Source organism: Planococcus kocurii (assembly GCF_001465835.2).
GTDB lineage: Bacteria > Bacillota > Bacilli > Bacillales_A > Planococcaceae > Planococcus > Planococcus kocurii.
The window spans coordinates 2947124-2971563 of record NZ_CP013661.2 but is presented as its reverse complement, the minus strand read 5'-3'; the positions used below and the strand labels follow the sequence as shown (position 1 = coordinate 2971563).

General features: G+C 40.4%; 25 protein-coding genes and 1 other annotated feature. All 25 genes read right to left on the bottom strand.

Annotated features, from left to right (window positions below):
* Window positions 1–26: 26 nt before the first annotated feature.
* The gene (locus AUO94_RS14430; RefSeq protein WP_058384886.1) at window positions 27–1313 is read right to left on the bottom strand and encodes a solute carrier family 23 protein; all 1287 of its coding nucleotides are present in this window, start codon (window positions 1311–1313) and stop codon (window positions 27–29) included.
* A 27-nt stretch (window positions 1314–1340) separates the two neighbouring features.
* Window positions 1341–1877, bottom strand: coding sequence for a bifunctional pyr operon transcriptional regulator/uracil phosphoribosyltransferase PyrR (gene pyrR / locus AUO94_RS14425; protein WP_269465415.1), 537 nt, complete (start codon window positions 1875–1877; stop codon window positions 1341–1343).
* A gap of 194 nt (window positions 1878–2071) precedes the next feature.
* Window positions 2072–2983, bottom strand: coding sequence for an RluA family pseudouridine synthase (locus AUO94_RS14420; protein ID WP_058384884.1), 912 nt, complete (start codon window positions 2981–2983; stop codon window positions 2072–2074).
* Entirely contained in the window at window positions 2983–3459 is a 477-nt protein-coding gene (gene lspA, locus AUO94_RS14415; RefSeq protein WP_058384883.1) for a signal peptidase II, read from the bottom strand. The genes AUO94_RS14420 and lspA overlap by 1 nt, the downstream gene beginning before the upstream one ends.
* Before the next feature lie 122 nt (window positions 3460–3581).
* The gene (gene ileS / locus AUO94_RS14410) at window positions 3582–6344 is read right to left on the bottom strand and encodes an isoleucine--tRNA ligase (protein WP_058384882.1); all 2763 of its coding nucleotides are present in this window, start codon (window positions 6342–6344) and stop codon (window positions 3582–3584) included.
* Window positions 6345–6387: 43 nt separating this feature from the next.
* Window positions 6388–6602: a binding site (T-box leader), on the bottom strand.
* A gap of 37 nt (window positions 6603–6639) precedes the next feature.
* Entirely contained in the window at window positions 6640–7161 is a 522-nt protein-coding gene (locus tag AUO94_RS14405; protein WP_058384881.1) for a DivIVA domain-containing protein, read from the bottom strand.
* 94 nt (window positions 7162–7255) lie between these two features.
* Window positions 7256–8041, bottom strand: a complete 786-nt coding sequence (locus AUO94_RS14400) for a YlmH family RNA-binding protein (RefSeq protein ID WP_058384880.1) — start codon at window positions 8039–8041, stop codon at window positions 7256–7258.
* 65 nt (window positions 8042–8106) lie between these two features.
* The gene (locus tag AUO94_RS14395) at window positions 8107–8370 is read right to left on the bottom strand and encodes a YggT family protein (RefSeq protein ID WP_058384879.1); all 264 of its coding nucleotides are present in this window, start codon (window positions 8368–8370) and stop codon (window positions 8107–8109) included.
* Window positions 8371–8390: 20 nt separating this feature from the next.
* Window positions 8391–8870: a cell division protein SepF gene (locus AUO94_RS14390; RefSeq protein ID WP_058384878.1), complete on the bottom strand. Its 480-nt coding sequence runs from the start codon at window positions 8868–8870 to the stop codon at window positions 8391–8393.
* Entirely contained in the window at window positions 8867–9538 is a 672-nt protein-coding gene (locus AUO94_RS14385) for a YggS family pyridoxal phosphate-dependent enzyme (protein WP_058384877.1), read from the bottom strand. Before AUO94_RS14385 ends, AUO94_RS14390 begins: the two co-directional genes overlap by 4 nt.
* 109 nt (window positions 9539–9647) lie before the next feature.
* Window positions 9648–10841, bottom strand: a complete 1194-nt coding sequence (ftsZ, locus tag AUO94_RS14380) for a cell division protein FtsZ (protein ID WP_058384876.1) — start codon at window positions 10839–10841, stop codon at window positions 9648–9650.
* A gap of 59 nt (window positions 10842–10900) precedes the next feature.
* A complete protein-coding gene (gene ftsA, locus AUO94_RS14375; RefSeq protein ID WP_058384875.1) occupies window positions 10901–12184 on the bottom strand; it encodes a cell division protein FtsA in 1284 nt (427 codons plus the stop codon).
* Between the two features lie 102 nt (window positions 12185–12286).
* Complete coding sequence (locus AUO94_RS14370) at window positions 12287–12649, bottom strand: small basic family protein (RefSeq protein ID WP_058384874.1); 363 nt, start codon at window positions 12647–12649, stop codon at window positions 12287–12289.
* A gap of 2 nt (window positions 12650–12651) precedes the next feature.
* A complete protein-coding gene (locus AUO94_RS14365; RefSeq protein WP_058384873.1) occupies window positions 12652–13368 on the bottom strand; it encodes a DUF881 domain-containing protein in 717 nt (238 codons plus the stop codon).
* A gap of 16 nt (window positions 13369–13384) precedes the next feature.
* Window positions 13385–14110, bottom strand: a complete 726-nt coding sequence (locus AUO94_RS14360; RefSeq protein WP_058384872.1) for a DUF881 domain-containing protein — start codon at window positions 14108–14110, stop codon at window positions 13385–13387.
* Window positions 14082–14873, bottom strand: coding sequence for a cell division protein FtsQ/DivIB (locus tag AUO94_RS14355; protein WP_058384871.1), 792 nt, complete (start codon window positions 14871–14873; stop codon window positions 14082–14084). Before AUO94_RS14355 ends, AUO94_RS14360 begins: the two co-directional genes overlap by 29 nt.
* 19 nt (window positions 14874–14892) lie before the next feature.
* Complete coding sequence (murD, locus tag AUO94_RS14350) at window positions 14893–16257, bottom strand: UDP-N-acetylmuramoyl-L-alanine--D-glutamate ligase (protein WP_058384870.1); 1365 nt, start codon at window positions 16255–16257, stop codon at window positions 14893–14895.
* Entirely contained in the window at window positions 16258–17226 is a 969-nt protein-coding gene (gene mraY, locus AUO94_RS14345; protein ID WP_058384869.1) for a phospho-N-acetylmuramoyl-pentapeptide-transferase, read from the bottom strand. It abuts the gene before it with no gap.
* A gap of 24 nt (window positions 17227–17250) precedes the next feature.
* Window positions 17251–19524 (bottom strand): penicillin-binding transpeptidase domain-containing protein, encoded by a 2274-nt coding sequence (locus AUO94_RS14340; protein WP_058384868.1) that lies wholly within the window; start codon window positions 19522–19524, stop codon window positions 17251–17253.
* Window positions 19521–19880: a cell division protein FtsL gene (gene ftsL / locus AUO94_RS14335; RefSeq protein WP_058384867.1), complete on the bottom strand. Its 360-nt coding sequence runs from the start codon at window positions 19878–19880 to the stop codon at window positions 19521–19523. The genes AUO94_RS14340 and ftsL overlap by 4 nt, the downstream gene beginning before the upstream one ends.
* A 12-nt stretch (window positions 19881–19892) precedes the next feature.
* Window positions 19893–20831: a 16S rRNA (cytosine(1402)-N(4))-methyltransferase RsmH gene (gene rsmH / locus AUO94_RS14330; protein WP_058384866.1), complete on the bottom strand. Its 939-nt coding sequence runs from the start codon at window positions 20829–20831 to the stop codon at window positions 19893–19895.
* Window positions 20832–20852: 21 nt separating this feature from the next.
* Entirely contained in the window at window positions 20853–21284 is a 432-nt protein-coding gene (gene mraZ, locus AUO94_RS14325; protein ID WP_058384865.1) for a division/cell wall cluster transcriptional repressor MraZ, read from the bottom strand.
* Window positions 21285–21430: 146 nt separating this feature from the next.
* The gene (gene bshC, locus AUO94_RS14320; protein ID WP_058384864.1) at window positions 21431–23050 is read right to left on the bottom strand and encodes a bacillithiol biosynthesis cysteine-adding enzyme BshC; all 1620 of its coding nucleotides are present in this window, start codon (window positions 23048–23050) and stop codon (window positions 21431–21433) included.
* A gap of 77 nt (window positions 23051–23127) precedes the next feature.
* Window positions 23128–23505, bottom strand: a complete 378-nt coding sequence (locus AUO94_RS14315; protein WP_058384863.1) for a DUF3397 family protein — start codon at window positions 23503–23505, stop codon at window positions 23128–23130.
* Window positions 23502–24365, bottom strand: a complete 864-nt coding sequence (locus tag AUO94_RS14310) for a ketopantoate reductase family protein (RefSeq protein ID WP_058384862.1) — start codon at window positions 24363–24365, stop codon at window positions 23502–23504. Before AUO94_RS14310 ends, AUO94_RS14315 begins: the two co-directional genes overlap by 4 nt.
* Window positions 24366–24440 lie beyond the last annotated feature (75 nt).

Genomic DNA, 24440 nt, shown 5'->3' with positions numbered 1-24440 from the left:
CTCTCTGGACATTCATTAAAAGGTAATTATTTAGTTCCGTCGTCTACTTCTTCTTTGTTCATTCCCGGTAGCACTAAGTTCAAAATGACACCAACAATGGCAGCGAGCGCCATTCCTTCGATTGAGAATGTTTCACTAAATTCAATTTTAGCTCCGCCAATCCCGATAACCAAGATAACTGAAGAAATCACTAAATTTCGGTTGTTGCCAAAGTCGATGTTGTTATCTACTAGCATACGCAAACCAGAAGATGCGATAATACCGAACAATAAGATCGAAATTCCGCCTAGAACAGCCGTTGGAATTGTCTCGATGACGGCCATCAATTTGCCAAAGAACGAAAAGACGATGGCAAACACTGCCGCTCCAAAGATGACATAGACTGAAAACACTTTCGTAATTGCGAGTACCCCAATATTCTCACCGTATGTCGTCTTTGGCGGGCCGCCAACTAGTGAAGAGATAAAGGTTCCAATCCCATCACCTAGTATCGACCGATGTAAGCCTGGGTCTTTTATGTAATTTCGATTGACAATCTTGCCTAGTACCAGTTGATGACCGATATGTTCAGAAATCGTGACGATGGCAATTGGGACCATGACGAACAACAAGGTTGGTGTTACTTGAAAGGAGTAATCCACCCCAGGAATTAAGAATTCTGGTACTGCAAACCATTTCGCGTCAGCAATGACGCCGTAGTCAATAATGCCAATGGCAGCTGAGTAGCCATACCCTACGATAATACCGATCAAAATTGGCATCAATGAAATGATATTCTTAAAATAAATGTTACAAATGATAGCGGTTAGCAGCGTAACAATAGCTGCCGAAAAATGCAGCAAGCTATATTCTGAAGCATTCCCTACTGGAATGGTCATGGCCATATTTACTGCTGTTCCTGATAAAGCCAGTCCGATGACAATGATAACCGGCCCTACGACAATCGGTGGAAGTAATTTCATCAACCAGTGATAGCCTGTTTTCCAAATGATCAACGCGACGATTGCGTAGACCAATGAAACAAACATGGCGCCAATCATTGCTGAGCCAATCCCGCCAGTTTTCGTAGCAATGGTAATCGGCAAGATAAAAGCGAATGAAGATCCGAGATATGCCGGTACTTTAAATTGTGTGATGAGGATAAAGATGATTGTTGCAATTCCACTTGTTAACAATGCGATAGCTGGACTTAAACCAACCAATTGCGGTACCAATATTGTTGCGCCAAACATCGCGAACATGTGCTGCAAGCTTAGCGAGATCCATTGTCCTGTTTTTGGTTTATCTTGTACGTCTAAAATTGCTTCACTCAATTTCCATTCTCCTTTGTTTCCGACTCTTTATTCGTGAATGGCAACGCGGTCCACTTGATCGCTTTCAACCATTTGAACAATGATTCGTTCATCACTTGAAGTTGGAATGTTTTTTCCGACAAAGTCAGCACGTATTGGCAATTCGCGATGTCCTCGGTCAATCAATACTGCTAGTTGAATTTGTGCCGGTCGTCCTAGGTCCATAACGGCATCCATAGCTGCGCGTACAGTGCGTCCTGTATAGAGCACATCATCTACTAAGATGACTTTTTTATCGAGTATGCTGTGTTTAATATCAACTTGTTGCACTAACGGTTCTTGGTTTTTTGTTTTGATGCTCAAGTCATCTCGATAAAGCGTAATATCAAGTTCGCCTTTCATAATGGGACGCCCTTCGATTTTTTCGATTTTTTCGGCCAGTCGCTTTGCGATAAATGCACCGCGCGTTTTGATACCAACTAATATACAATCATCGATGCCTTTATTGCGTTCGATAATTTCATGTGCAATGCGTGTAATTGCTCGGCTAATTGCCTGTTCATCTAAAATATCTGCTTTTTCCACCATAAGATCCGCTCCTTTTTTGCAAATAAAAAACCTCTTGCCAGAGAGGCAAGAGGATAGATGCGCAGAAAAGTTCAGCACGGAAGACAGACTTCCGGCTTGCGTAAATACCTTTTCAGCCTCTCTGGACTGTTTTTAAAGGTGTTCATTATTCGATTCGTTTTTTTAAGTATAAAGAAAGAAGGTCCCTTTTGTCAATCCTTGTCGCGAAGAGATTCTAGAAGTTCTGCAAATTCAGCTGGTGGCTCTACAGAGAACTCCATGTATTCGTTCGTTTTTGGATGATCAAAACCGATAACTTCCGCGTGAAGTGCTTGACCGCCAACATCCATTGTTTTCTTCGGTCCGTACTTTGGATCTCCAACAAGCGGGTAGCCAATGTATTTCATGTGCACACGAATTTGGTGCGTTCTGCCTGTTTCTAGGCGGCATTCTACTAATGTAAAATCACCAAAACGTTCCAAAACTCGGAAATGTGTTACGGCATGTTTTCCTTTATCAACGATTGCCATGTTTTGGCGTTCTTTTGGATCACGCGCAATTGGTGCTTGAATCGTTCCTTTATCGTGAGGAATGTGACCATGTACGAGCGCTACATATTTACGCGTAACCGTCTTTTTCACTAATTGATCAACTAATGACGTATGGGAAGCGTCATTTTTGGCTACCATCAATAAGCCAGATGTATCTTTATCAATTCTATGGACAATCCCCGGACGCACTACACCATTGATTCCTGACAAATCTGTACAGTGATGCATTAAGCCATTAACCAATGTGCCTTTAGCGTGTCCTGGAGCCGGATGTACAACCATTCCTTTTGGTTTGTTAACTACGAGGACGTCTTCATCTTCATAGACAATTTCCAAATTAAGATCTTCGGGAACTACATCTAATTCTTCAAGTTCAGGCGGTGTGACAACGATAACATCCTGCAAACGAACTTTGTAATTCGGTTTTACTTTAATGCCGTTAACTTTTACGGCTCCTTCTTTGACCCAATTGCTAATCTGTGAACGTGACCAGTCTTCATCTATTGATGACACAGCTTTGTCTACCCGTTCGCCTGTCATTTCTTCGGTAATTTCAATCGTTAATTCTTCCATTAAGACACCTTTTTCTTTTGTTGTTTTTCGTCATAAATAATAAAAATAATCATCAATACGACACCAATCGTTAAAGCAGCATCTGCAACATTAAATATCGGGAAATCATAATTGACCACGGGAATTAGCACATCTACAAAATCGACAACTTCCCCGCGTAGCATGCGGTCGATAAAATTGCCGATCGCTCCACCCAAAAGAACCATTAAACTAAGCTGGAACAACGGTTGCCCTTGTGCATGTTTATGAAAATAGTAAAGAATTCCGATAACAACTGCCACGGTAATGACGGCAAACAGCCACATCTGTCCCTCGAGCATGCCCCAAGCAGCGCCGCGATTACGGTGCGACAACCAGCCGAGATAAGGATCAATTACTGAAATCCTTTCACCCAATTCCATATTTTTAAGGACCAACCATTTTGTCCATTGATCTAATGCAATGATTACTAATGCGATTCCATAATAAATAAACATCCATATCCTCCGTCAATTCATCAGTCAATCTATTTTAACACAATGTAAGGGGAAAAAGTAAAGGGTCTAGAGAAGCCGAATTCCAGCTCTCTAAACCCTTTCTTTTTTAGCGGTAGTTTCGATTAAGCAAACTGCGTTTCTACAACACTTGCACAGCGAAGACACAAGGTTGGATGTGCTTCACTTTGACCAATTTCCTCAGAAATTGTCCAGCAACGTTCACATTTTTCACCTTCAGCTTTTTGAACTGTAACAGAAACTTCGTTCAATTTCACTGCATGTTCTGGTGCTTGTTCTTGCGTTCCACCGTATTCATATTTCGATACAATAAATAATTGAGCAAGATTTTCATCAGTAGAAGCTAATAAGTTCGCAAGTTCTTCATCACCATAAACTGTCACTTTTGCTTCTAATGATTTACCGATTGTTTTAGCTGCACGCGCTTCTTCTAATGCTTTTAAGACATCATCGCGAACATCCATGAAACGGCTCCATTTCTCATCCAATCCTTCAAATGCTGGATTGGAAACAGCTTCTGGGAAGTCAGTTAATTGAACACTTTCTTCTTCTACAAAGCTTAGGTAAGACCATAATTCATCTGCCGTATGTGGAATGATTGGTGAAGACAGTTTCAAAATCGCCATCAGCGAATCAAACATAACTGTCTGCATCGCACGACGATGAGGATGATCTGCACGTTCGATATAAACAACATCTTTCGCTACATCTAAGTAAAACGAGCTTAAATCGTTCGCACAGTAATTGTTCAATGCATGATAGATTGTTGAGAATTCATACGTTTCATATGACTTCCGTACCGTTTCTACCATTTTCTGCAATTTCATTACCATGTATTGATCCATTTCACGCATATCTTCAAATGCGACATGATGCTCTTTTTCATTAAAATCAACTAAATTTCCATGAAGGAATTTCAGTGTATTACGGATTTTCCGGTATACTTCCGATACTTGCTTAAAGTTTTCATCGGAAACACGAACGTCCGCCGTATAATCTACAGAAGCCACCCAAAGGCGCAGAATATCCGCTCCCATTTGGTTCATAACTTTTGCAGGGACAATAACATTACCGAGCGACTTACTCATTTTGCGGCCGTTGCCATCAAGCGTAAAGCCGTGGCTCAAGATACCTTTGTATGGTGCGATACCATTGATCGCAACACTCGTTGTTAGTGAAGAGTTGAACCAACCGCGGTATTGGTCAGATCCTTCTAGGTAAAGATCAGCCGGGTAATGCAAGTCTTCTCGCTCAACAAGAACACCTTGGTGAGAAGATCCAGAATCAAACCAAACATCCATAATATCCGTTTCTCTAGTAAACAAGCCATTCGGGCTACTTGGATGCGTGAATCCTGACGGCAATAACTCTGCTGCTGAACGCTCAAACCAAATGTTCGATCCGTTTTCGCGGAACAACTTAGCCACGTGGGCAATTGTTTCTTCTGTAATGATGGGATCTCCATTTTCAGCGTAAAACACAGGAATTGGAACGCCCCATACGCGTTGACGTGAGATATTCCAATCTCCACGGTCACGTAGCATATTGTAAAGACGCGTTTCGCCCCATGCTGGAGTGAACGAAGTTTCTTTGATCGCTTTTAAGATTTGGTCACGGAATGCATCGATCGATACGAACCACTGAGCTGTCGCCCGGTAAATTACTGGCTTTTTCGTCCGCCAGTCATGCGGATACGAGTGTGTAATAAACGAAATTTTTTCAAGAGCGCCTGCATGATCAAGTGCTTCTGTGATCGACTTATTCGCTTTTTCATAAAACTCGCCTTCAAACCCAGGCGCTTCGTCTGTCATGACTCCGCGTTCATCAACTGGACAAAGAACATCCAATCCGTATTTCTTGCCGATTAAGAAGTCATCTTCACCGTGACCAGGAGCTGTGTGAACGCAACCAGTACCTGAATCTGTCGTAACGTGTTCTCCGAGCATAACCAAAGAAGTACGGTCATATAATGGGTGTTTTGTTAGGATATGCTCTAGTTCAGCTCCCTGCACTAAGCGAACAACTTCGTAGTCTACCCATTCCAATTCCTCAGCCACTTCTTTTAATAACTCTTGTGCCACAATATAAAGAGAACCATTTACGGAAACTTCCGCGTAATCCAACTTAGCGTGTACAGAAATACCAAGGTTAGCTGGGATTGTCCAAGGAGTTGTCGTCCAGATTACGAAGTTTGTGCCCTCAGCCAATACACCTTTACCGTCAGTGACTGGGAAAGATACATAGATTGAAGGAGATTTTTTATCATGATACTCGATTTCTGCTTCAGCAAGTGACGATTCACTTGATGGAGACCAATAAACCGGTTTCAATCCTTTATAGATATAGCCTTTGTTGGCCATTTTACCAAACACTTCAATTTGACGTGCTTCGTATGCTGGTTTTAATGTGACATATGGATTTTCCCAATCGCCACGAACACCGATGCGTTTGAATTGAGAGCGCTGGTTATCGATTTGTTGGTAAGCATATTCTTCACATAGCTTGCGGAATTCCGCTAACGACATTTCTTTCCGATTAACGCCTTTGTTTGTTAAAGCTTGTTCGATCGGTAATCCGTGCGTATCCCAGCCCGGAACGTATGGTGCATGAAAGCCCATCATTGAACGAGAACGAACGACCATATCTTTTAGTACTTTGTTTAATGCGTGACCCATATGCAAATCGCCGTTCGCGTACGGAGGTCCGTCATGAAGAATGAAGAATGGACGACCTTTTGTGCGGTCTAGCACTTTCTTGTAAATGTCCATCTCTTCCCATTTTTGTTGCATCTCCGGTTCCCGGTTTGGCAAATTACCACGCATCGGAAAATCTGTTTTCGGCATTAATAACGTATCTTTGTATTCCATTTCCATTCCTCCTATAGGCATAATAAAAAGCCCCCATCCCTGGTAAAGGGACGAGAAGCTTAAACTCGCGGTACCACCCTTGTTGCAGCTCGATAGCTGCCACTCGATCACCGTAACGTGGCGTAGACGGAATTGGGTACTGTTGTTCACCAATTCTGCTCAAGAGTGATTTTCATCTATGAGGTCGTATCAGGCTCTCACTGTCCCTGACTCGCTAAATCATCCTACATAGCCTACTGTCTCTATCAGCGCGTTTTTTTGTATGTCGTAATTATAGAAGTAGAAAGTCTCAGAGTCAAGAGTTCGACTCTTCTTTATCCTTCTCAATCTTCTCTAAATTCTGTGTGTCGATATCGTATTCTAATAAGGTTTCCCAATCATCTGTTTCAATTAAATCTAATTGAGCTTCAACGAGCATTTTGAAACGATTTTTAAAGATACGAGATTGTTTTTTCAATTCTTCAATTTCAGTAGCAATGCGACGTGCTTTTGTCAACGACTCGTTAACAATACGATCAGCATTTTTCTCAGCTTCCTTGACAATCAACTCTGCTTCTTTCTGCGAGTTGCGTCGAACTTCTTCCGAAGCTTCTTGAGCGACGAAAATTGATTTTTGTAAGGTTGACTCGATTGTATTGAAATGGCCAACTCGTTCGTCGGTTGTACGTAACCGTTCTTCTAAAGTTGCCTTATCTTTTAACAAAATTTCATAATCTCTCATAATTTGTTCCAAGAATTCATTTACTTCGTCTTCTTGATATCCACGGAACGCCCGGCTGAATTCTTTGTTATGTATATCTAACGGGGATAATGGCATTGAGTAAACCTCTCCTTAACTTGTCATGTTATCTTCCTATTATACAGTTCATGGCGCTAAATTTCAGTATTATTTCGTATTTTTTCCGAACCGTCTAGTTTTTTGCTTCTAAGCGGCCAATCTGTAGTCGAACTTTATCCTTCTTGGTGCGGCCTTCGATCATAATCAACCGAACGCGACCAAAGCCTCTTGAAGAGATCATATCCGATTCGTGCAGTTCAAATGACGGCTGCTCTTGCAAAGTCCAGTTGACTTTCACTTTTCCACCGTGGATTAACGCCGATGCTTTCTGGCGAGAAATGTGATAAACCGAACTCATTACCGTATCCAACCTCATGGAACTGACCGTATACGATTCTTCAATCCATTCTTCACTCGTCTCGATTAATTCTTTTTCGTTTGTTATTTCGTTTAACTGAACTTTCACTTTTGCTGCACTAACAAAATTACTTTGCATATAAGGACTGATTTCATTCATAACTGCAAGTTGAACACGTTCGTTGTCTATGCGAATGTCTCCGAATTTACTGCGGTCAAGCCCCAATGACATTAATGATCCTAATATATCAGGATGACGCAAGTTGACAAATTTCGATGGATACTTCAATTCAAAAACAGTAATATTAAAATCTTCCTGTTGTGGTTCAAAATAAGAAGGATACAGTAACACTCGTTGTCTTTCTGCATTTTTAAAAACGCCAGACGTCATCATTTTCACGTCGCTCGATCCGATGACTGCTTCAACAATAAAGCGCTGTCGCGGATCGAGAAAATCAGTCAATCTTGGTGAATAACGGTCTTCAACTTCCCGTAGCCAGCCCGAAGCTTGTTCGATAAACTGCTGTTCTTCTTTTCTAAAATGTTGAAATATCTCTTCCATACGAATGCTCCTTCACATGTGATTGGTTTTTAAGAAAAAAACCTCACATCACGTGAGGTTTAGGGTTAGGCTAAATAATTAAATAACACGATGATGCCTTGACTAGCTAAACTCAAAGTGAATATCGCAACAATTGGTGAGATGTCGATCATACCGATTGGCGGGATAAAGCGTCTGAATATATCCAAATAAGGATCCGTAATTTTAGAAATCATTTGTCCAAAGCTAGATTCTTTTATGCTCGGTACCCAACTCATGAATACACTAACAATTAGAATATAGAAGTAGATATTAATCGCCGAAAGTAATAAATTAACAAAAATTATCATATTATTTTAAGGCACCTTTCTTATTGTTGCTCGTCGTAGTAATAATCTGAAATAGCGCCATCCACTTCTACAGTGTCTGGTACGCATAAGAAAATATCCGTTCCAATACGTTGAATATCTCCACCAAGAGCGTAAACTGTCCCACTCAAAAAGTCGATGATTCGTAGGCCTTGATCTTTTTCAATGCGTTGAAGATTAACAACGACAGCCTGTTTGTTTTTTAGACTTTCCGCTATATCTTGTGCTTCTGCATAAACTCTAGGTTCTGCCAAGCTAACTTTTGAAGATTTTGAAGCACTTTGTAAACTAACTAAATTAGGCACAATGGTCTCCTCTACTTTCTGGCGCCGCTCTTTCGGTGCTTTTTTCGGTTCTTGCATCGCAGCTGGTTTTTCATAACGTGGAGCTGACTTTTGCTGTGTCATAGGTTGTTCGTGCACTTGCTCTTCTTCATACTCATCTAAGTAAAAGAAATTTTTAAATTTGTTTTTCATACTCATCGCTTTGCCTCACTTTCCGACCCGACTAACGCTGTTCCAATTCGGACAAAAGTTGCTCCTTCTTGAGCAGCGATTAAGTAATCATTGGACATTCCCATGGAACATTCTGTACACGGTGCATGGGCCCAGTGTTTCTCTGATACTTGGAGTTGGAGTAATTTTAGTCCTTTAAATGCTTCGCGAATAATTTGTTCGTCTGTAGTGTTTGGCGCCATTGTCATCAATCCAACTACTTGAATTTTATCGAAATCTTTTAGAGATTCAATAAAATCAATTGCGTTTGCAGGATCAATTCCACTTTTTGACTCTTCACCAGATACGTTAATTTGGACAAAACATTTCACTTGGCGACTTGCACGTTTTTGGATTTCTTTCGCTAAACTAGAGCGGTCCAAAGAATGCAAATAATCAATTTCGTTAATAACATCTTTTACTTTTCGTGTTTGCAAATTGCCGATATAATGCCAAGATACATCTTCTTCAATTGCTTCAAGTTTCGATGCCAATCCTTCTGGGCGATTTTCACCCAAATGGCGGATTCCAGCGTGAACTGCTTCTTTCGTACGTTTCACATCCACTTGTTTAGTCACAGCAATAATTTGTATATTATCTTTAATAGCATTTAACTGTCCGGTAATTTCTTTAAAGACGGGTTCAATAGGTTTCATATATTCACAACTTTTCTATAGAAGTCCCCTACATTGTACCAAGTTTCAGCTGATTTATCAATTAAGCTCTTTCCTAAAAAAAACAGCTGCCCAACGGCAGCTGTTTGGATTAACGTCTCTTTTGACGATTGCGTAAGAAAGTCGGGATGTCTAGTGCATCGTCGCTTTGTTTTTCTTGTCTTTGAGGCTCTTGGTTGTAGTAAGGTGGTTGTTCGTCACGACGTTGCTCGTCACGGCGTTGATCTTCGCGACGCGCATCACGAATTGAAGGCGCTGGAGTTTGTTGTTGAATCGACTGCACACGGCTTGAATTCAATCCAGATCCTCTTGGTGTTCTTGGTTGAAGTTGCTCTTCGTTAAATCCAGTCGCAATAACTGTCACGATGATTTCATCTTTTAAGTTATCGTTAATAACAGAACCGAAAATCATGTTTACTTCTTCATCAGAAGCTGATGCAACAATATCAGCTGCTTCTTGAACTTCATAAAGGCTAAGATTAGATCCACCTGTAATATTCATCAAGACACCTTTAGCACCGTCAACTGAAACTTCAAGTAACGGACTTGAGACAGCTTTTTTAGCTGCTTCAGAAGCACGGTTTTCCCCTGAAGATACACCGATTCCCATTAATGCAGAACCTTTATTCGACATAATTGTTTTAACATCGGCGAAATCTAAGTTGATCAATCCAGGAACGGCGATCAAATCAGAAATACCCGATACACCTTGACGAAGAACATTATCCGCTTCACGGAATGCTTCCAGCATTGGTGTGTTTTTGTCAACGATTTCAAGTAAGCGGTCATTCGGGATAACGATTAAGGTATCAACAGATTCTTTCATAGAAGAAATACCGCCGATTGCTTGAGTAGAACGCTTACGGCCTTCAAAAGTAAATGGACGAGTAACAACACCAACTGTTAAAGCGCCAAGTTCTTTAGCAATTCCAGCAATAACTGGTGCTGCTCCAGTACCTGTTCCGCCGCCCATTCCTGCTGTTACGAATACCATATCCGCTCCGCGCAAAGCTTCTTCGATTTGCTCTTTGCTTTCTTCTGCAGCTTTTTTCCCCACATCAGGGTTAGCACCGGCACCAAGTCCGCGTGTCAATTTCCCCCCGATTTGAAGACGTACTTCTGCTTTTGAAAGGTTCAAAGCTTGAGCATCTGTATTTACTGCAATAAATTCTACACCTTGTACTCCATGTTCGATCATGCGGTTTACAGCGTTGTTTCCTCCGCCACCAACACCAATAACTTTAATTACGGCCAGTGCATCAATATTTGTATCAAATTCCAACATTCTTTTTCCTCCTAAAATTGCTTAGCTTTTATAGTTGCAAGCTAGATGCAACATTGATTTTATTCAAAGAATCGATCAAACATCTTTTTAGCTTTGGTTACGACACCTTCAGAATTTTGCTTTGGCTGCTTTTGTTTTTTAGGTTGCTGCACTTCTTGGTGCTCAACTTTCGCAGTTCCCGCAACAGCTCCACCATTTCCAATACGGCCATAAAAGACATCTTCCATGTATGCATATTGAATTAGACCAACTGCTGTCGTGTACTGTGGTTCACGTACGCCGATAAATTCTGGTGTGAATAGACGAACTCGAGTTTGCAAAATATTTCGAGCGAGTTCTGGAAGTCCATCCAATTTAGCCATACCACCAGTTAAAACAACTCCTCCTGGCAGGTCTTGAACGCCCAAACGATAAAATTCATCTAAAATCAGTTCGAAAAGCTCTTCCAGGCGAACTCCGATTATTTCAGATATGTATTTTTGGTTATATTGTTCTGTTGAATCCGATCCAATAACAGGAACCTCAAATACTTCGTCTTCTGAAGCATCTTCAAAAAATGCATGGCCATACTCAAGTTTAATTTTTTCAGCTTGATCTGTCGGTGTCTTCAAAATAATGGACAAATCTTTTGTTACGTGGTCGCCTCCAACTGGAATAACAGAAGAAGCGGTCAAGTGGCCGTCTTGGAAGATGGAAATAGAAGTAGATCCTCCACCGATGTCAATACATGCTGTGCCATGATTTTTCTCGTCTTCAGTCAATGCATAATTTCCTGCTGCAAGTGGTTGTACATAAATATCGCGGATTTCAAGTCCCGCTCTTTCTACACAACGAAGTACATTGTGTAAAATTGTTTTTGAAGTTGTCACCATTGTACCATCCATTTCAAGGCGGATACCAATCATGCCTCGAGGATCTTTGATTTCACCCAAATGATCAACGATGTATTGTTCAGGAATGATGTTTACTAGTTCCCGCTCTGGTGGAATCGACATAACTTGAGCCGCTTCCAATACACGATCTAGGTCGTCATCGGTAATTTCCCGATTCTCACTGTTTACTGCCACAATTCCTTTAACAGGCTGTAGCACCGCTTTGTTAGCCGGAATTCCTAATACCACTTCATGGATTGACTTGCCGATCATGCGTTCTGCTTGATCGACCGCTTTTTTAATGGATTGCACCGTTGCATCTATGTCAACAATCGCACCTTTTTTAATTCCATTAGATTTCACATTTCCAACGCCAATAACATTCAGTGAATTGTTGGCCATTTCTCCAATTAAAACTTTAATGGATGACGAACCGATATCTAGACTAACGTATAATTCTGATTGACTCAATTCGTGGCACCTCCTTATTAAACTGCTGTACTTATATTCTATTGCAAATCGTGCACCTTGTCTAAGAAAATCGCGAAACTTAAAAAAATTTCCTTCAATTGCTTAAATTGTTTCTCTAACTGCCTTTTTTTCAGCCCATTTTGCTAAAATAATGCGGCGGATGACCGCAATGTTTTGAAATAGTCGAACACCGAATGCAAAAATAGCAGCCAAGTACAAATCTACACCTAAATGAACACCAAGAAAAGCAAGACCTGCTGCAAGGGCGATATTGAAAAAGAATCCTGAAACAAATACTTTGTCATCGTACACTTGTTGCAAGTGGGCACGAATTCCACCAAATAATGTGTCGAGTGATGCCAGTACGGCAATCGACAAATAGTTAGCATATTCAGGTGGAATATGGATATCTGTCAAAAGCCCGAGCGATATACCAAGTATTAAACCTAAAATGGACAGCCACATCGCTATTCCTCCTCTGTTGACTGTAAATATTTGGTGTCTATCACTTCATCATACGCTTCGATGATTAGATCTTTTTTAGGAGCCGAAACGGTCAATGTTAGATTATCGATATAAAAATCATCTAAAATACGTGAAGACAATAAATGATTATACAGCTTTTCTGAGTCTTCCATAGACTCAGAAATTATTTTTATGGAAAACGGAGGCATTTCTACCGGTTTTGCGTTAACCGTCGTTTGACCATTTATATCTCGTATTGCTGTCGTATTAATAATTCGCTTATCGTCGATTGAAACATACAAACCGTTGTAACGATTAATTTCATTGACCAGCCGGATAAGCAAATCCGGAGAGATCCCTTCTATTTCGAAGCCCAACGCAACCGTTTCCATTGAAGGTTCAACGAGAATTTCTATTCCCGGTCCTGTAGTCTCCGTTAAACCAGCTGCATTTCTCAATTCCCCTGCAGTTTCCCGCAAAGCTTGTTCGGGGCTGGCGTTTGTGTCCACATCATATTTGTTCAACGTCTCATCTAACGTGCTGATTTCTGATAGCAGTTGTGAGTGAAGTTGCTTTTCTCTCGACAGTTCTTGTCTTACTTCCCATACATCTCGCGTATCTCGGGCATCAGGTTCATTGATCGTGTTGTATTGCATAGCAGTCATTAAGCCGATTACAAACATAATCACTGTAAATCGGGTAAGAATTCTTTTTTTCATCTAACTCTCCCCTTATTCACGATTCTGTCAGCAAGGCGGCCATTTTAATAACCTGCCCTTCATCCAATGTGACGATAATGTTGTCACTGAGCAGTTGGTCCATAATTCCGCCAGTCAACTCCATCGATGCTGTTAGTACTTCAGGTTCACCGATAGCTTCAATTACGAAAGGAGCAGGATATTGTGCACCATCTACAGTTATGACTGGTCCCGTACAAACAATGTATGAATTTCCATGAATACGCTGACCATTGATTGAAATAGCCTGTGCTCCTGAAATATACAATTCATTGATTACTTGGAAAACGTGGCTTTCGTGCACAATGTAATCGTTTGGATTAACTGAATTTGAATCATAATCCCCGTCTTGCAATGTCACTTTTAATCCACTTCCCTGTACGGGCACTAAACCGAGATATCTTCGAAGCTCTTTGGCTTCTTCTGCATACTCTGTATAGCGATTTTCGCCATCGGCAAAGGATTTTTCATATTCTTGAACTTCGCTTTGCTTTTCTTGCAATTCATTTTTCAACTCTTTATTGCGCTCTTGCTGATCAATCAACTCTTTTCGGTAGCGTTCTTCCTGTTCGAAAAATGCACCACCTGTAAACTCTGCCGTCTCTCTATTAGCATTTGATAAACTATAGGAATAAGCCATGATAAATCCGAGCACCAAGAAAACCAGGGAAAAAACAACCGATTTGCTAAAACTTTTACGGTTGCTCTTCTTCGGTTTCTTCATCTTCAGGACCCTCCTTTGCAAAACCATAAACATCCGCATAAGAACGGAAGAATATTCCCACTTCCATATCAATTATGCCTTGTTGATCATCTTCTAATTGCGCGATGACAGATGGATAGTAATTCATCTTTTCTGCTAATGTGCTTAAAATACCACGAACTTCATTTCCATCATTCATATATAAGGTCACATAATCCGCGTCTTTTTGCTCAGGATCTAGAATAATTTGGGAAATCAGCTGAAGTACTTCAGGATCAATATCTGTTAGCTGATCAATTAACTTTTCTCGTATTTTCTCATTTTCAAAGTTTGAGTAAATCGGACCATCAACATTTGTCACTGGCTGATCTAAAGCCAAGTTATTCGACAAGACAATCTGATAGCTGTTACCGCGATCTAGATATCCCATTTGAACATATTCCTTTAAATCAATTTCCACACCGGTCAACCAGTTTTTCTTAACCGTCGATTCTTCTACCCACTCCAACTTTTCCAGTTGTTGCGCAACAGTCCCTGCATCAAAAGACCACATCGAATCTCCGATAGCTAGTCCACTTGCAGCTTGGTAGCTTTTTTGGTCAAAGAGAACGGCACCTTTAATAGTGATGGTCTGGATTTCACTGTACTTCGACTGGCTGTATAATAGTACGGCAAGCAAAGTGAGAAAAATGAGCAGCAGCGCCACGAACTTGCGATTGGTTCTTTTTTTTCGCCGCTCGCGAAGCGACGGGATGCGTTCTTCGATATCAATCACTTTGTCCATAATTGCTGCCCCTTATCTATTATTCGTTTGCTTCTGTCATTTGTTGAACTGCTGTAATAAAAGCATCGCCCCGAATTTCAAAACTATCGTATTGGTCCCAGCTTGCACAAGCAGGTGATAGAAGAATTGTATCGCCACTAGCAGATTCTTTAATTGCTTTGTCAACTGCATCGTCCATTTTTCCTGCTTGAACTATCGTTGGCACACCACAATCTTTTGCAAACGCCGTGAACCGCGTTGCTGTTTCACCTAAGGTCACTAATACTTTGACACGATTCATAAATGGACGAATTTCTTCAAGTGAATGGTTTCGCTCTAATCCACCCGCTAATAAGATGATGTTTTTCGGGAAAGCTTCCAATGCGCTCTTAGTCGCTAAAGCATTGGTGGCTTTTGAATCGTTATAGAATTTGCGCCCCTGCCACTCAACAATAAATTGAGAACGGTGCTTTACACCCGTAAATGACGTTAAGACACGTGTAATGGTTTCTTTTGTTCCGCCTTGAATCAAAGTTGCTGCTGTAGCAGCCAAAATGTTTTCCAGATTGTGCTGGCCACCCAACATAATCTTCGAACGTTCAATCAATTTTTCGCCTTGCCAATAAACAAATTGATCGTCTGCACTGATACTTGTAGCGGTGCGTCCTTGCAACGTAAAAGGAATGAGCTGCGCTTTGCAGTTCTTTGCATGCTCGACTAGAATTGGTTGATCTGCATTATAGATAAAGTAATCTTCCGCTGTTTGGTTTTCAGTCAGCTTCATTTTAGAAGTTCGATAATCCTCTATTGATCCATGATAATCCAAATGCGCTTCATACAGATTTGTAATAATTGCGATATCTGGACGGAAATCTACAGTTCCCTTCAACTGAAAAGAAGACAATTCCGTAACAATTATATTTTTTGCTTTTGCTTTTTCTGCGACGCCACTTGCTACTGTTCCAATATTTCCTGCAATTAATGGATTTTTATTGTCTTGGTTGAGCATATGAAACAATAAAGTAGTTGTTGTTGTTTTACCATTAGAGCCCGTAATTCCGATAAAGGGAGCTTCGCTAATTAAATAAGCCAATTCAATTTCAGTCCACACTGGAATTTGCTTTTCTATTGCTGACTCAATCAATACATTGGAATAAGGAATTCCTGGATTTTTGACAACTAATTCAAAGCCCTCTTCTAACAAATCTTCAGGATGTCTGCCACAAATAACGGTAACGCCCATATTCAATAATTCCTGTGCTTCAGGATTTTCTTCAAAAGGCTTAGAATCGTTAACGGTAACAAATGCACCTAGCTTGTGAAGAATACGAGCAGCAGTAAATCCGCTTTTCGCTAACCCTAAAACCAGGACTTTCTTTTGATATAATTGTGGCACTTCTTTCATTTACATTACCTCCAAAAAGACGGCGATTGCCGCACTGATAAGACCGACTGACCAGAAAACAAGGACCACTTTCCATTCTGACCATCCGCTCAACTCGAAATGATGGTGAATAGGGCTCATTTTAAAAATTCGTTTTTGACGCAATTTAAAGCTACCTACTTGTAAAATAACTGAAGCTGTTTCGATAACGAAAACTAATCCGATTAACAACAATAATAATTCTTGTTTTAGTAAAATCGAGACCATTGCAAGTGCCCCACCTAATGCTAGCGAACCTGTATCGCCCATAAAGACTTTTGCAGGATATTTATTGAAGATCAAGAATCCAAGCAGTCCGCCTGTTACAGAAAAAGTGAAAACCGCGATGCCTACTTCGTCTTGATAAATAGCTAATACACCAAATGCAGCAAATGCAATAGACGCTGTTCCAGCTACCAATCCATCTAGACCATCTGTCAAATTAACTGCATTGGAAAATCCAACCAACCAAAAGACGATAAAGAACACGTATAGCCATGATAACTCAAGTGAGATGTCAGTAAAAGGAATAGTGACACCTGTCTCAAAGTCAGTCCCACTCAAAACAAAGAATGAAATGACCGCTATAACGATTTGAGCAATTAATTTTTGTAGCGATGTTAACCCTAGATTGCGCTTTAGTACTACTTTGATAAAGTCATCCAAAAAGCCAATTAAGCCATATCCAAAAAGTACCAACAATAAAATTAGTATTTTAGCAGTTACCAAGTCAGCTAACCAAGCAACTAGCAACACCGTGACAATGATTGAGATTAGGAATACCAGACCGCCCATAGTCGGCGTACCCGTTTTCTTCATATGTGATTCAGGTCCTTCTTCACGTATGCTTTGTCCGAATTTCATTCGTTTCAATAACGGTATAAATACTGGCATTAGTATAACCGTTAACAATAAAGCAATTCCTAAACCCATTACTACATAACTATTCATTTATAGAGCTCCTTTAACACGAGATTACTCGGTTGTTTCGTCTGTTTGTGTTTCTGAAGTTGAATCTACTTCTAGTTCTTCAACTTCAGGGTTAACCGTTTCTTGTAGTTCTTCTTTTGCTTCGGCTTCTGCGCGAGCAGGATAGTATATTTCAGGTGGATGAAGTTCGATGACTACTGGCTCATTTTCCTTCACCAGTTGGCCTTCTTCAACACTTTGCGTTAAACCATATCCTTGCCCAGCAATTTCTAGCGACAATCCGCTTAAGGATTGATATGCGAGTAGCTCGCGTTTAGACCATCCACTGAAATTAGGCAAAGCCGTTTCCCCAGAAGTTTTTAAAATCACCCGTCCACCTTTTAACACTGTACTCCCAACTTTTGGGTACTGAGAGATAACTTCTCCAGTATTTCCGGTAACAATAACTTCTAGTCCTAATTCTTTCAATTCTTCCGTGGCTTCGGTTACGGACTTGCCTGTATATTCTTCAACAGGCATCGTGGTCGCTTTCGCCATATTTTCTGGCTCAATATTTAAATACTTTAAGCTATTTTCCATGACAGATGTAAAAATCTTGGCGACCGGTACAGAACCATATTCATCGGCCGGTACGTTCGGTTGTTGAACACCAATATAGATCAGCAATTCAGGATCTTCAGCAGGTGCCATACCAAGGAAAGAAAACAAATAATTGTTTCGTCCTTTTAAATAGCCACCACCTTCTTTTGGAACTTGGGCAGTCCCTGTTTTGCCTGCTATTGTGTAATCTTGCAATGCAAATCCTCGTGCTGATCCTACTTCAGAAGTGACAGTTGAAGCTAAAACTTCTCTAACTTGATCAGCTGTTTCAGCTGAAATGGGTTGTCCGGCTTCTTGCGGTTCACTTTTAACAGTGACTTTTCCTGTGTCGGCATTTTTAATCTGATCAATAACATATGGTTTCATCATAACGCCGTCATTTGCAATTGCCGATGCTGCTTGAATCATCTGAATCGGAGTCACTGTAGACCCTTGTCCGTATGCGGTCGTCAATTTATTGATCGGATATTGATCCAATATTTTCCCAGTTGCCTCTTTCGGTAAGTCAATGCCTGTTTTTTCACCAAAACCAAAAGCATCCACGTAAGTCATAAAGGTGTCTGCTCCGAGTCGTTCCAGTAAATATGCCATTGATACGTTAGAGGAGCGTTGGAAACCTTCTAGAAACGAGATAGTTCCCCATCCTTCTCCACTGTTATGGTCACCAATCGTACTGTCCAGTAAGGTGTAAGTCCCTGATTTATAAGTTGCGTCAGGGTCCCATTTGCCTTCTTCGATTGCAGCAGCAAGTGTAAACATCTTCATTGGAGAGCCAGGTTCAATGGTCAATTCGATGCTTTCGTTCAGCCAGTTATCAGATAAACCTTCTCGCGTATTGGGATTAAATGTCGGACGCTGAGACATTGCTAAAATTTCACCTGTTTTTGGATCAGCGATTACAGCGATCATACGTGTCGGATCGTATTCCTCTTGCACACTGGTCATTGCGTCTTCTAAAAAATTCTGCAAGGTTTTATCTAATGTCAGTTGGACATCTGCGCCATTAACTGCTGGAGTAATAACAGATTCATTATTCGGCAAGAGGAATCCCCATTTATCGGTATCGAATTCCATTTTCCCGTTTTTACCGGTTAATACTTCGTTGTGTATCGATTCTAGTCCGATTCTACCGGTTGTTTTTGTTTCACCATCTTCTAACTCTTCTTTCATGGCATAGCCGATCAAATGCGAAGCAAAGACACCGTTAGGATATAGTCGTTTTAAATCTCGAACAAATAAAAGACCTGGAATGTCTGCTTCTTTCATTTCTAGCATCTGTGTATGACTGATTTCACGACCAGCAGAACCGAATTCCACTTGATAACGGTCTTTTTCAATCCCTGTTTTCAAAGTTTCTAAAATGCTTTCTTCCGAAGCATCCAAATACCCCGCCAATTTCTCAGCAGTTTCTTCGGCATCCACTACATGCTGCGGGTCGCTCGCTTTTTGAGTAACCGATTCGTCGAGTACTGCAACCAGTTTATATGTCAATGTGTCTTCAGCAATAATTTCTCCATTGCGGTCGATGATACGTCCACGTTCAGCAGTTAACACTTCTTCTTGGCTGTATTTCGCTGCAGCTTTAGCAGCGAGTTCTTGCCCTTCCACTTTACCCGTGGCTTGTATTGTGACAATTCTTGCCAGTAAAAGGAAAAAGAGCCCTGCGAATAACAAAAACAGCAGAAAGGCTCCTCCTTGAAATCGAAACTTTTTTTTCATTGTCCAGGCACTACCTTTACATTTTGCTCATTTAACTTAAGGCCAAGTTCTTTTGCTTTTGACCAAATGCGCTCATAGGAAGATAATTCGCTCACCTGTACCGACAAATCTGTGTTTTGCTTCGTTTTTTCATTGACTGATTGTTCAATTGTTTGAATTTCTTGAGTTGACGCTTGAATCGTTGACTGATTCTGCAAAACCAGCAATGCACACATAATACAAACTGTTATAAAAGTCGAATATAAAATTTTTTCACCTTTAGTAATTAAGCTTTTTTTTCTTGCCGGTTGCTGACTCGGATTTTGAGGAGTGGCCGGCTGTTGGATATAAATTTCAGTTCTTGCATTCAGTGCCATCTGAACACGCCCTTACTCGTTTATTTTTTCTGCAATCCGTAATTTAGCGGACCTTGATCGATTATTATGTGCTAGCTCTTCTTCTGAAGGCAGTATAGGTTTTCTAGTAATAAGTTTTAGGATTGGCTCCATTCCTTCTGGAATTACCGGTAAATTCGGCGGCAATTCAGGAAGTGAAGATGCTTCTTTAAATATGGCTTTACACAGTCGATCTTCAAGTGAATGAAAAGTGATAACACTAATTCTTCCACCGATTGAAAGAACATTGACTGCGTCCTGCAGAGAAGTTTCAGCAGCGCCAAGTTCATCGTTCACTGCGATACGAATGGCTTGAAATACACGTTTTGCAGGATGACCGCCCTTGCGACGAGCAAAAGCAGGAATGCCTTCTTTGATGCATTCGACCAATTGGCCAGTTGTTTCAATGGGTTGCTTTTCTCTTGCAGCTTCGATTTTGCGTACGATTTGTTTAGAAAATTTTTCTTCACCATAGCGATGGAAAATTCTTACTAAATCTTCGAAAGACCATTCATTTACTACATGATAAGCGCTAAGTTCAGCACTTTGATCCATTCGCATATCCAGAGGCGCATCATTATGGTAACTAAAGCCTCGCTCTGGTGTATCCAATTGTGGAGAAGAGACGCCTAAGTCATAAAGTATGCCATCGACTTTTTCCACTCCACGCATTTCCAATTCTTCTTTTAAAAACTTAAAGTTGGCATGGATAAAGGTGATTCTATGTAAATAATCTTGTAGTTTTTCTTTTGCATGAGCTATTGCCGTTGCGTCTTGATCGAAACAATATAAATGACCTTGGTCAGATAATTGCTGAACCAAATATTCGCTGTGTCCTGCTCCGCCCAGCGTACAATCCACATATATGCCATCAGGACGAACGTTCAGACCATCGACAGTTTCATGCAGTAAAACCGTGGTGTGATTGAACAATCCATTCCCCCCGTTCACTTTTTAAAAGTCAAAATCAGTTAAATTTTCCGCGATTTCATTAAAGGAATCTTCGGATTCTGCAAAATAGCTTTCCCATGAATCTTTTGCCCATATTTCAAAACGATTGGAGACACCTAAGATAATGCATTCTTTTTCAAGTTTAGCATGAGAAATTAAGGTTGTCGGTATATTGACGCGTCCTTGCTTATCAAGTTCCACTTCTGTAGCGCCTGAGAAAAAGAACCGTGTAAAAGCACGAGCGTCTTTTTTAGTGACTGGCAACTCTTTAAGCTTTTCTTCAATTTTCTGCCATTCGTCCATCGTGTAGCCAAATAAGCATTGATCCAGGCCGCGGGTGATGACAAAACTGTCACCTAACTGTTCACGAAACTTGGCTGGCACAATTAGCCGTCCCTTTGCATCAACGCTATGTTGATATTCGCCCATGAACATACCCTTCACCCCACTTATTGTAATAAATGTACCACAATCCCCCACTTGTCACCACTTGTTTTTGAAATATTTCAAGTTTGTTACAGGAAAATATCTCAACAAGTTATTTTGACATAAAAAAAGCCTACATATGCAGGCTTTTTCAGTCAAATATAAATAATCTTATGATTTTTGTCATAACAGAGCGGAAGTGCTAAAAGATCTTTCACAAGCCCAGTTCCATACTGATTCATGTAAACAAATGGACTGTACACGCGTTCTTGAAATCCATCGTTAGGTAATAGTTCGTTTTCAATAGCGGTGTAATGACCAAATTCAATACTGTTTTGAAGTATCACTTCATCTTGCAGTTTATGCTTCAAGAAATTTATTTGTTTACTGTGCAACTGTAAATTCTTTTCAACGATTGGGGTCAATCCTTTACTGATTGAAGAAAACTGTTGATTGATTTTATTGTACATTTCGTCAATCTGTTGTTGAAGTTCGTCAATTAACGCTTCTGCTTTTTGCTCACGAATCGATCCCATCAAATTATTTCTCATCACAGTAATTTGACGATCGCTGACGACAGCATCAAAGTCCAATTCGTATTTCTCCAGCAAACGCTGTGTTTGACGATTTATCAAGGTTAAACTCAAGCGCGGCATAATGACTGGTAGTTCCATACTAAACAATGCAAAAGCGTCTTTTAAGGCCGCCCAATAAGCGATTTCACCAGGTCCTCCGACAAAAGCCAAAACCGGAAAGACCATTTCCTGCATCAACGGGCGCGTTACGACGTTATTGCTTAAAAGTTCTGGATTGTGTTGAGCAATTTCCAAAAGCTGCTGTTGAGTATAGCGGATGGCGCCATTATTTGCGACAAACTCTTGATTTTGACGTTCTAGTAATAGACGCTCTCCTTTTACCGTAATAAACAGATTGGCTGCCGTTTTTTCTGTTCCAATTACTGCACTGTAACCGTCTTGTACCAATGATTGTTCTGCTGCTGTAACCGATTCCGTAATTTCAGCTGCCTGTTCAATCATTTTTATAAAGTAAGGAGATTCGTATTTGCGTAGTTCTTCATTTGCAGCATCAATATAAAGCAATCCTTCTTCTTGGAAGAAATAGCGAAGAAGCGACGCAAAAAAGTCGGTAAAGGAAATAGACTGCTCCAATAACCCAAAAGCCAAATCATGAATTTCTTTAGAATGCTCAGTTTCGGGCATGCTGCGAAAATATTCTTCTAAAAAAGAAGCAGTTTTAGATTTATTAAGCTTTGCAGCAGACGCTGAGCTTTTGCCATATTCAGCGTGTGGGATATTCAATTTGTCCACTCGCCCACTGACTTCCCGGTACAGATGACTAATTTCAGCCAAATCATGATCTTCACCAGCAATCCAAAATAACGGCACTACAGGTGTCTCTAATTGGTGTGAAGCTTGCTTTGCTAACATGATGACCGATATCGCTTTATGTATCGTATATAAAGGTCCTGTTAAAATACCTGCTTGTTGTCCTGTGACCACTACTGGTGCACCGGCTTCAAAATACTCTACGTTGTGTTCTGCTGCTTTAGACATTTCACTGCGTCCCATATAAGCTCGCATAATGCCTGCTAGTTTCTGGCGATCAACAGAATGGTTTTGCAGTTTTTTCAATCTTTCAGGAAATGATGCCATTTGCGGATCGTATGAAAAATAATGGCGGATTGACGATTGCCCATTTATATAATCACTCATTAGTTTACTCGTTGGCTCTACGTATTGTTCCTCTACCTTCATAAAAAAAAGTCCCCTTTTCCCTTTACATTCAAATCTACTATAGCAAACGCATCACTTAAAGAAAAAAAATACGCTTGCTAAATTGATTTAACAATAACTGTCACTAGGCCAATCAGCCATACGACCGCGTAAAGAGAAGCTAGCAGCAAAAAGTACGTTCTCCATAGCTTTCGAAAAAACGGAATGATTTCAATTTCCTTAGCAGTTCTCCATTCAATGATTAAAAGAATAATGGCCAATACTAGCGCCACAAAATAAATATACGCAGAGATAGAATATCCCCATAAAATTTCTACACAAGCCGGCACGGAAAAAAACAAGACAAATGTTGTTATATCCGATGCTAAGCCTAACGCTTTTCTTTTTCTTCTTTTCAGTGAAAGAAAATAAATAACAGCGAAAAGGAGAAAAGGAATATAAAGAAAAACAGTTCCAATTGTAGATATTATCGTCATTTTGCTACCTCAACTGTTTTCAAAAGATGATATAAAGATTTAAAGAGTGGCAATTCCAACTTCGTCCGATTTAACACATACAACATCAATCCCTCAACCTCCATTGGATCACCCGCTAGACGGTCTGCCAGCATTCGTGATATAGCATTAGGCTCTGCCGCACACGACGCTGCTACAAGTTCAATAGGTTGTAACGATTCAATTTCTGGAAATGCGAGATAAAGTTCGTTATATAGATTTCTAAACAACTCATAAGCATGGGGATTAGTAACCAGCTCACCGTTTTGAATTTTCATCATAGCTGTTAGTGGATCGATTAAACTGGCAAGCAACACATTTTCAAATAGCTGCGCTTCCACACTTTCTACCCAAATAGCTTTCCAACTCGCCGCCTTTAGAAGACTTTGGAATTCCTCCACGTGACCTTTGACTAATCCGAATGTCACTTGTGGAGTTTTGTCAAAGTGAATTTCAGTGTCACTCAATTTGACACAATCCGTTTCCAGAATTGCTGCTGCAATATGGCGATGTGATAAAGTTTTCGCTTTTTCTAAAAACAGCATTCCTTGTTGCAGAAAAATAATTTTATTGCTTGCACACCGAATTTTCAACAATCTTACTATCGGTGACAGCTCTTCGTAAGTGCTTGTCAACACAACAAAAGCATCCGAATCAATGTGCTCGAGATCCGTATAAGCGGTCAGTTGCTGACGATTTTCACCATGTATAATTCCGTTCTCATTAATCAACGCCACTTGTTCTTGCTGTTGCGAAATCACTTGCACTTCATGACCGGCTTTTTTTAATAGATAAGCCGTCAACAATCCGGTGACTCCAGCTCCAATAATTGCAAATTTCATAAAATCACTCCTTACAGTGCCAAAAATTTTCTTAAAAAAGAAGCCTGCCCATATTAGGCAGACTTCCAATAATAG

Bases quoted from the DNA above. Each gene is read 5' to 3' on its own strand.
- bshC (WP_058384864.1), bottom strand. From the start codon at position 23,050: ATGAAGGTAGAGGAACAATACGTAGAGCCAACGAGTAAACTAATGAGT.
- AUO94_RS14340 (WP_058384868.1), bottom strand. From the start codon at position 19,524: ATGAAAAAAAAGTTTCGATTTCAAGGAGGAGCCTTTCTGCTGTTTTTG.
- AUO94_RS14405 (WP_058384881.1), bottom strand. From the start codon at position 7,161: ATGCCATTATCCCCGTTAGATATACATAACAAAGAATTCAGCCGGGCG.
- mraZ (WP_058384865.1), bottom strand. From the start codon at position 21,284: ATGTTCATGGGCGAATATCAACATAGCGTTGATGCAAAGGGACGGCTA.
- AUO94_RS14315 (WP_058384863.1), bottom strand. From the start codon at position 23,505: ATGACGATAATATCTACAATTGGAACTGTTTTTCTTTATATTCCTTTT.
- ileS (WP_058384882.1), bottom strand. From the start codon at position 6,344: ATGGAATACAAAGATACGTTATTAATGCCGAAAACAGATTTTCCGATG.
- AUO94_RS14310 (WP_058384862.1), bottom strand. From the start codon at position 24,365: ATGAAATTTGCAATTATTGGAGCTGGAGTCACCGGATTGTTGACGGCT.
- AUO94_RS14400 (WP_058384880.1), bottom strand. From the start codon at position 8,041: ATGGAAGAGATATTTCAACATTTTAGAAAAGAAGAACAGCAGTTTATC.
- AUO94_RS14390 (WP_058384878.1), bottom strand. From the start codon at position 8,870: ATGAGTATGAAAAACAAATTTAAAAATTTCTTTTACTTAGATGAGTAT.
- mraY (WP_058384869.1), bottom strand. From the start codon at position 17,226: ATGAATAGTTATGTAGTAATGGGTTTAGGAATTGCTTTATTGTTAACG.
- ftsZ (WP_058384876.1), bottom strand. From the start codon at position 10,841: ATGTTGGAATTTGATACAAATATTGATGCACTGGCCGTAATTAAAGTT.
- AUO94_RS14370 (WP_058384874.1), bottom strand. From the start codon at position 12,649: ATGTGGCTGTCCATTTTAGGTTTAATACTTGGTATATCGCTCGGGCTT.
- AUO94_RS14395 (WP_058384879.1), bottom strand. From the start codon at position 8,370: ATGATAATTTTTGTTAATTTATTACTTTCGGCGATTAATATCTACTTC.
- AUO94_RS14355 (WP_058384871.1), bottom strand. From the start codon at position 14,873: ATGGACAAAGTGATTGATATCGAAGAACGCATCCCGTCGCTTCGCGAG.
- AUO94_RS14420 (WP_058384884.1), bottom strand. From the start codon at position 2,983: ATGGAAGAATTAACGATTGAAATTACCGAAGAAATGACAGGCGAACGG.
- murD (WP_058384870.1), bottom strand. From the start codon at position 16,257: ATGAAAGAAGTGCCACAATTATATCAAAAGAAAGTCCTGGTTTTAGGG.
- AUO94_RS14365 (WP_058384873.1), bottom strand. From the start codon at position 13,368: ATGAAAAAAAGAATTCTTACCCGATTTACAGTGATTATGTTTGTAATC.
- AUO94_RS14385 (WP_058384877.1), bottom strand. From the start codon at position 9,538: ATGAAACCTATTGAACCCGTCTTTAAAGAAATTACCGGACAGTTAAAT.
- AUO94_RS14360 (WP_058384872.1), bottom strand. From the start codon at position 14,110: ATGAAGAAACCGAAGAAGAGCAACCGTAAAAGTTTTAGCAAATCGGTT.
- lspA (WP_058384883.1), bottom strand. From the start codon at position 3,459: ATGTTTATTTATTATGGAATCGCATTAGTAATCATTGCATTAGATCAA.
- ftsL (WP_058384867.1), bottom strand. From the start codon at position 19,880: ATGGCACTGAATGCAAGAACTGAAATTTATATCCAACAGCCGGCCACT.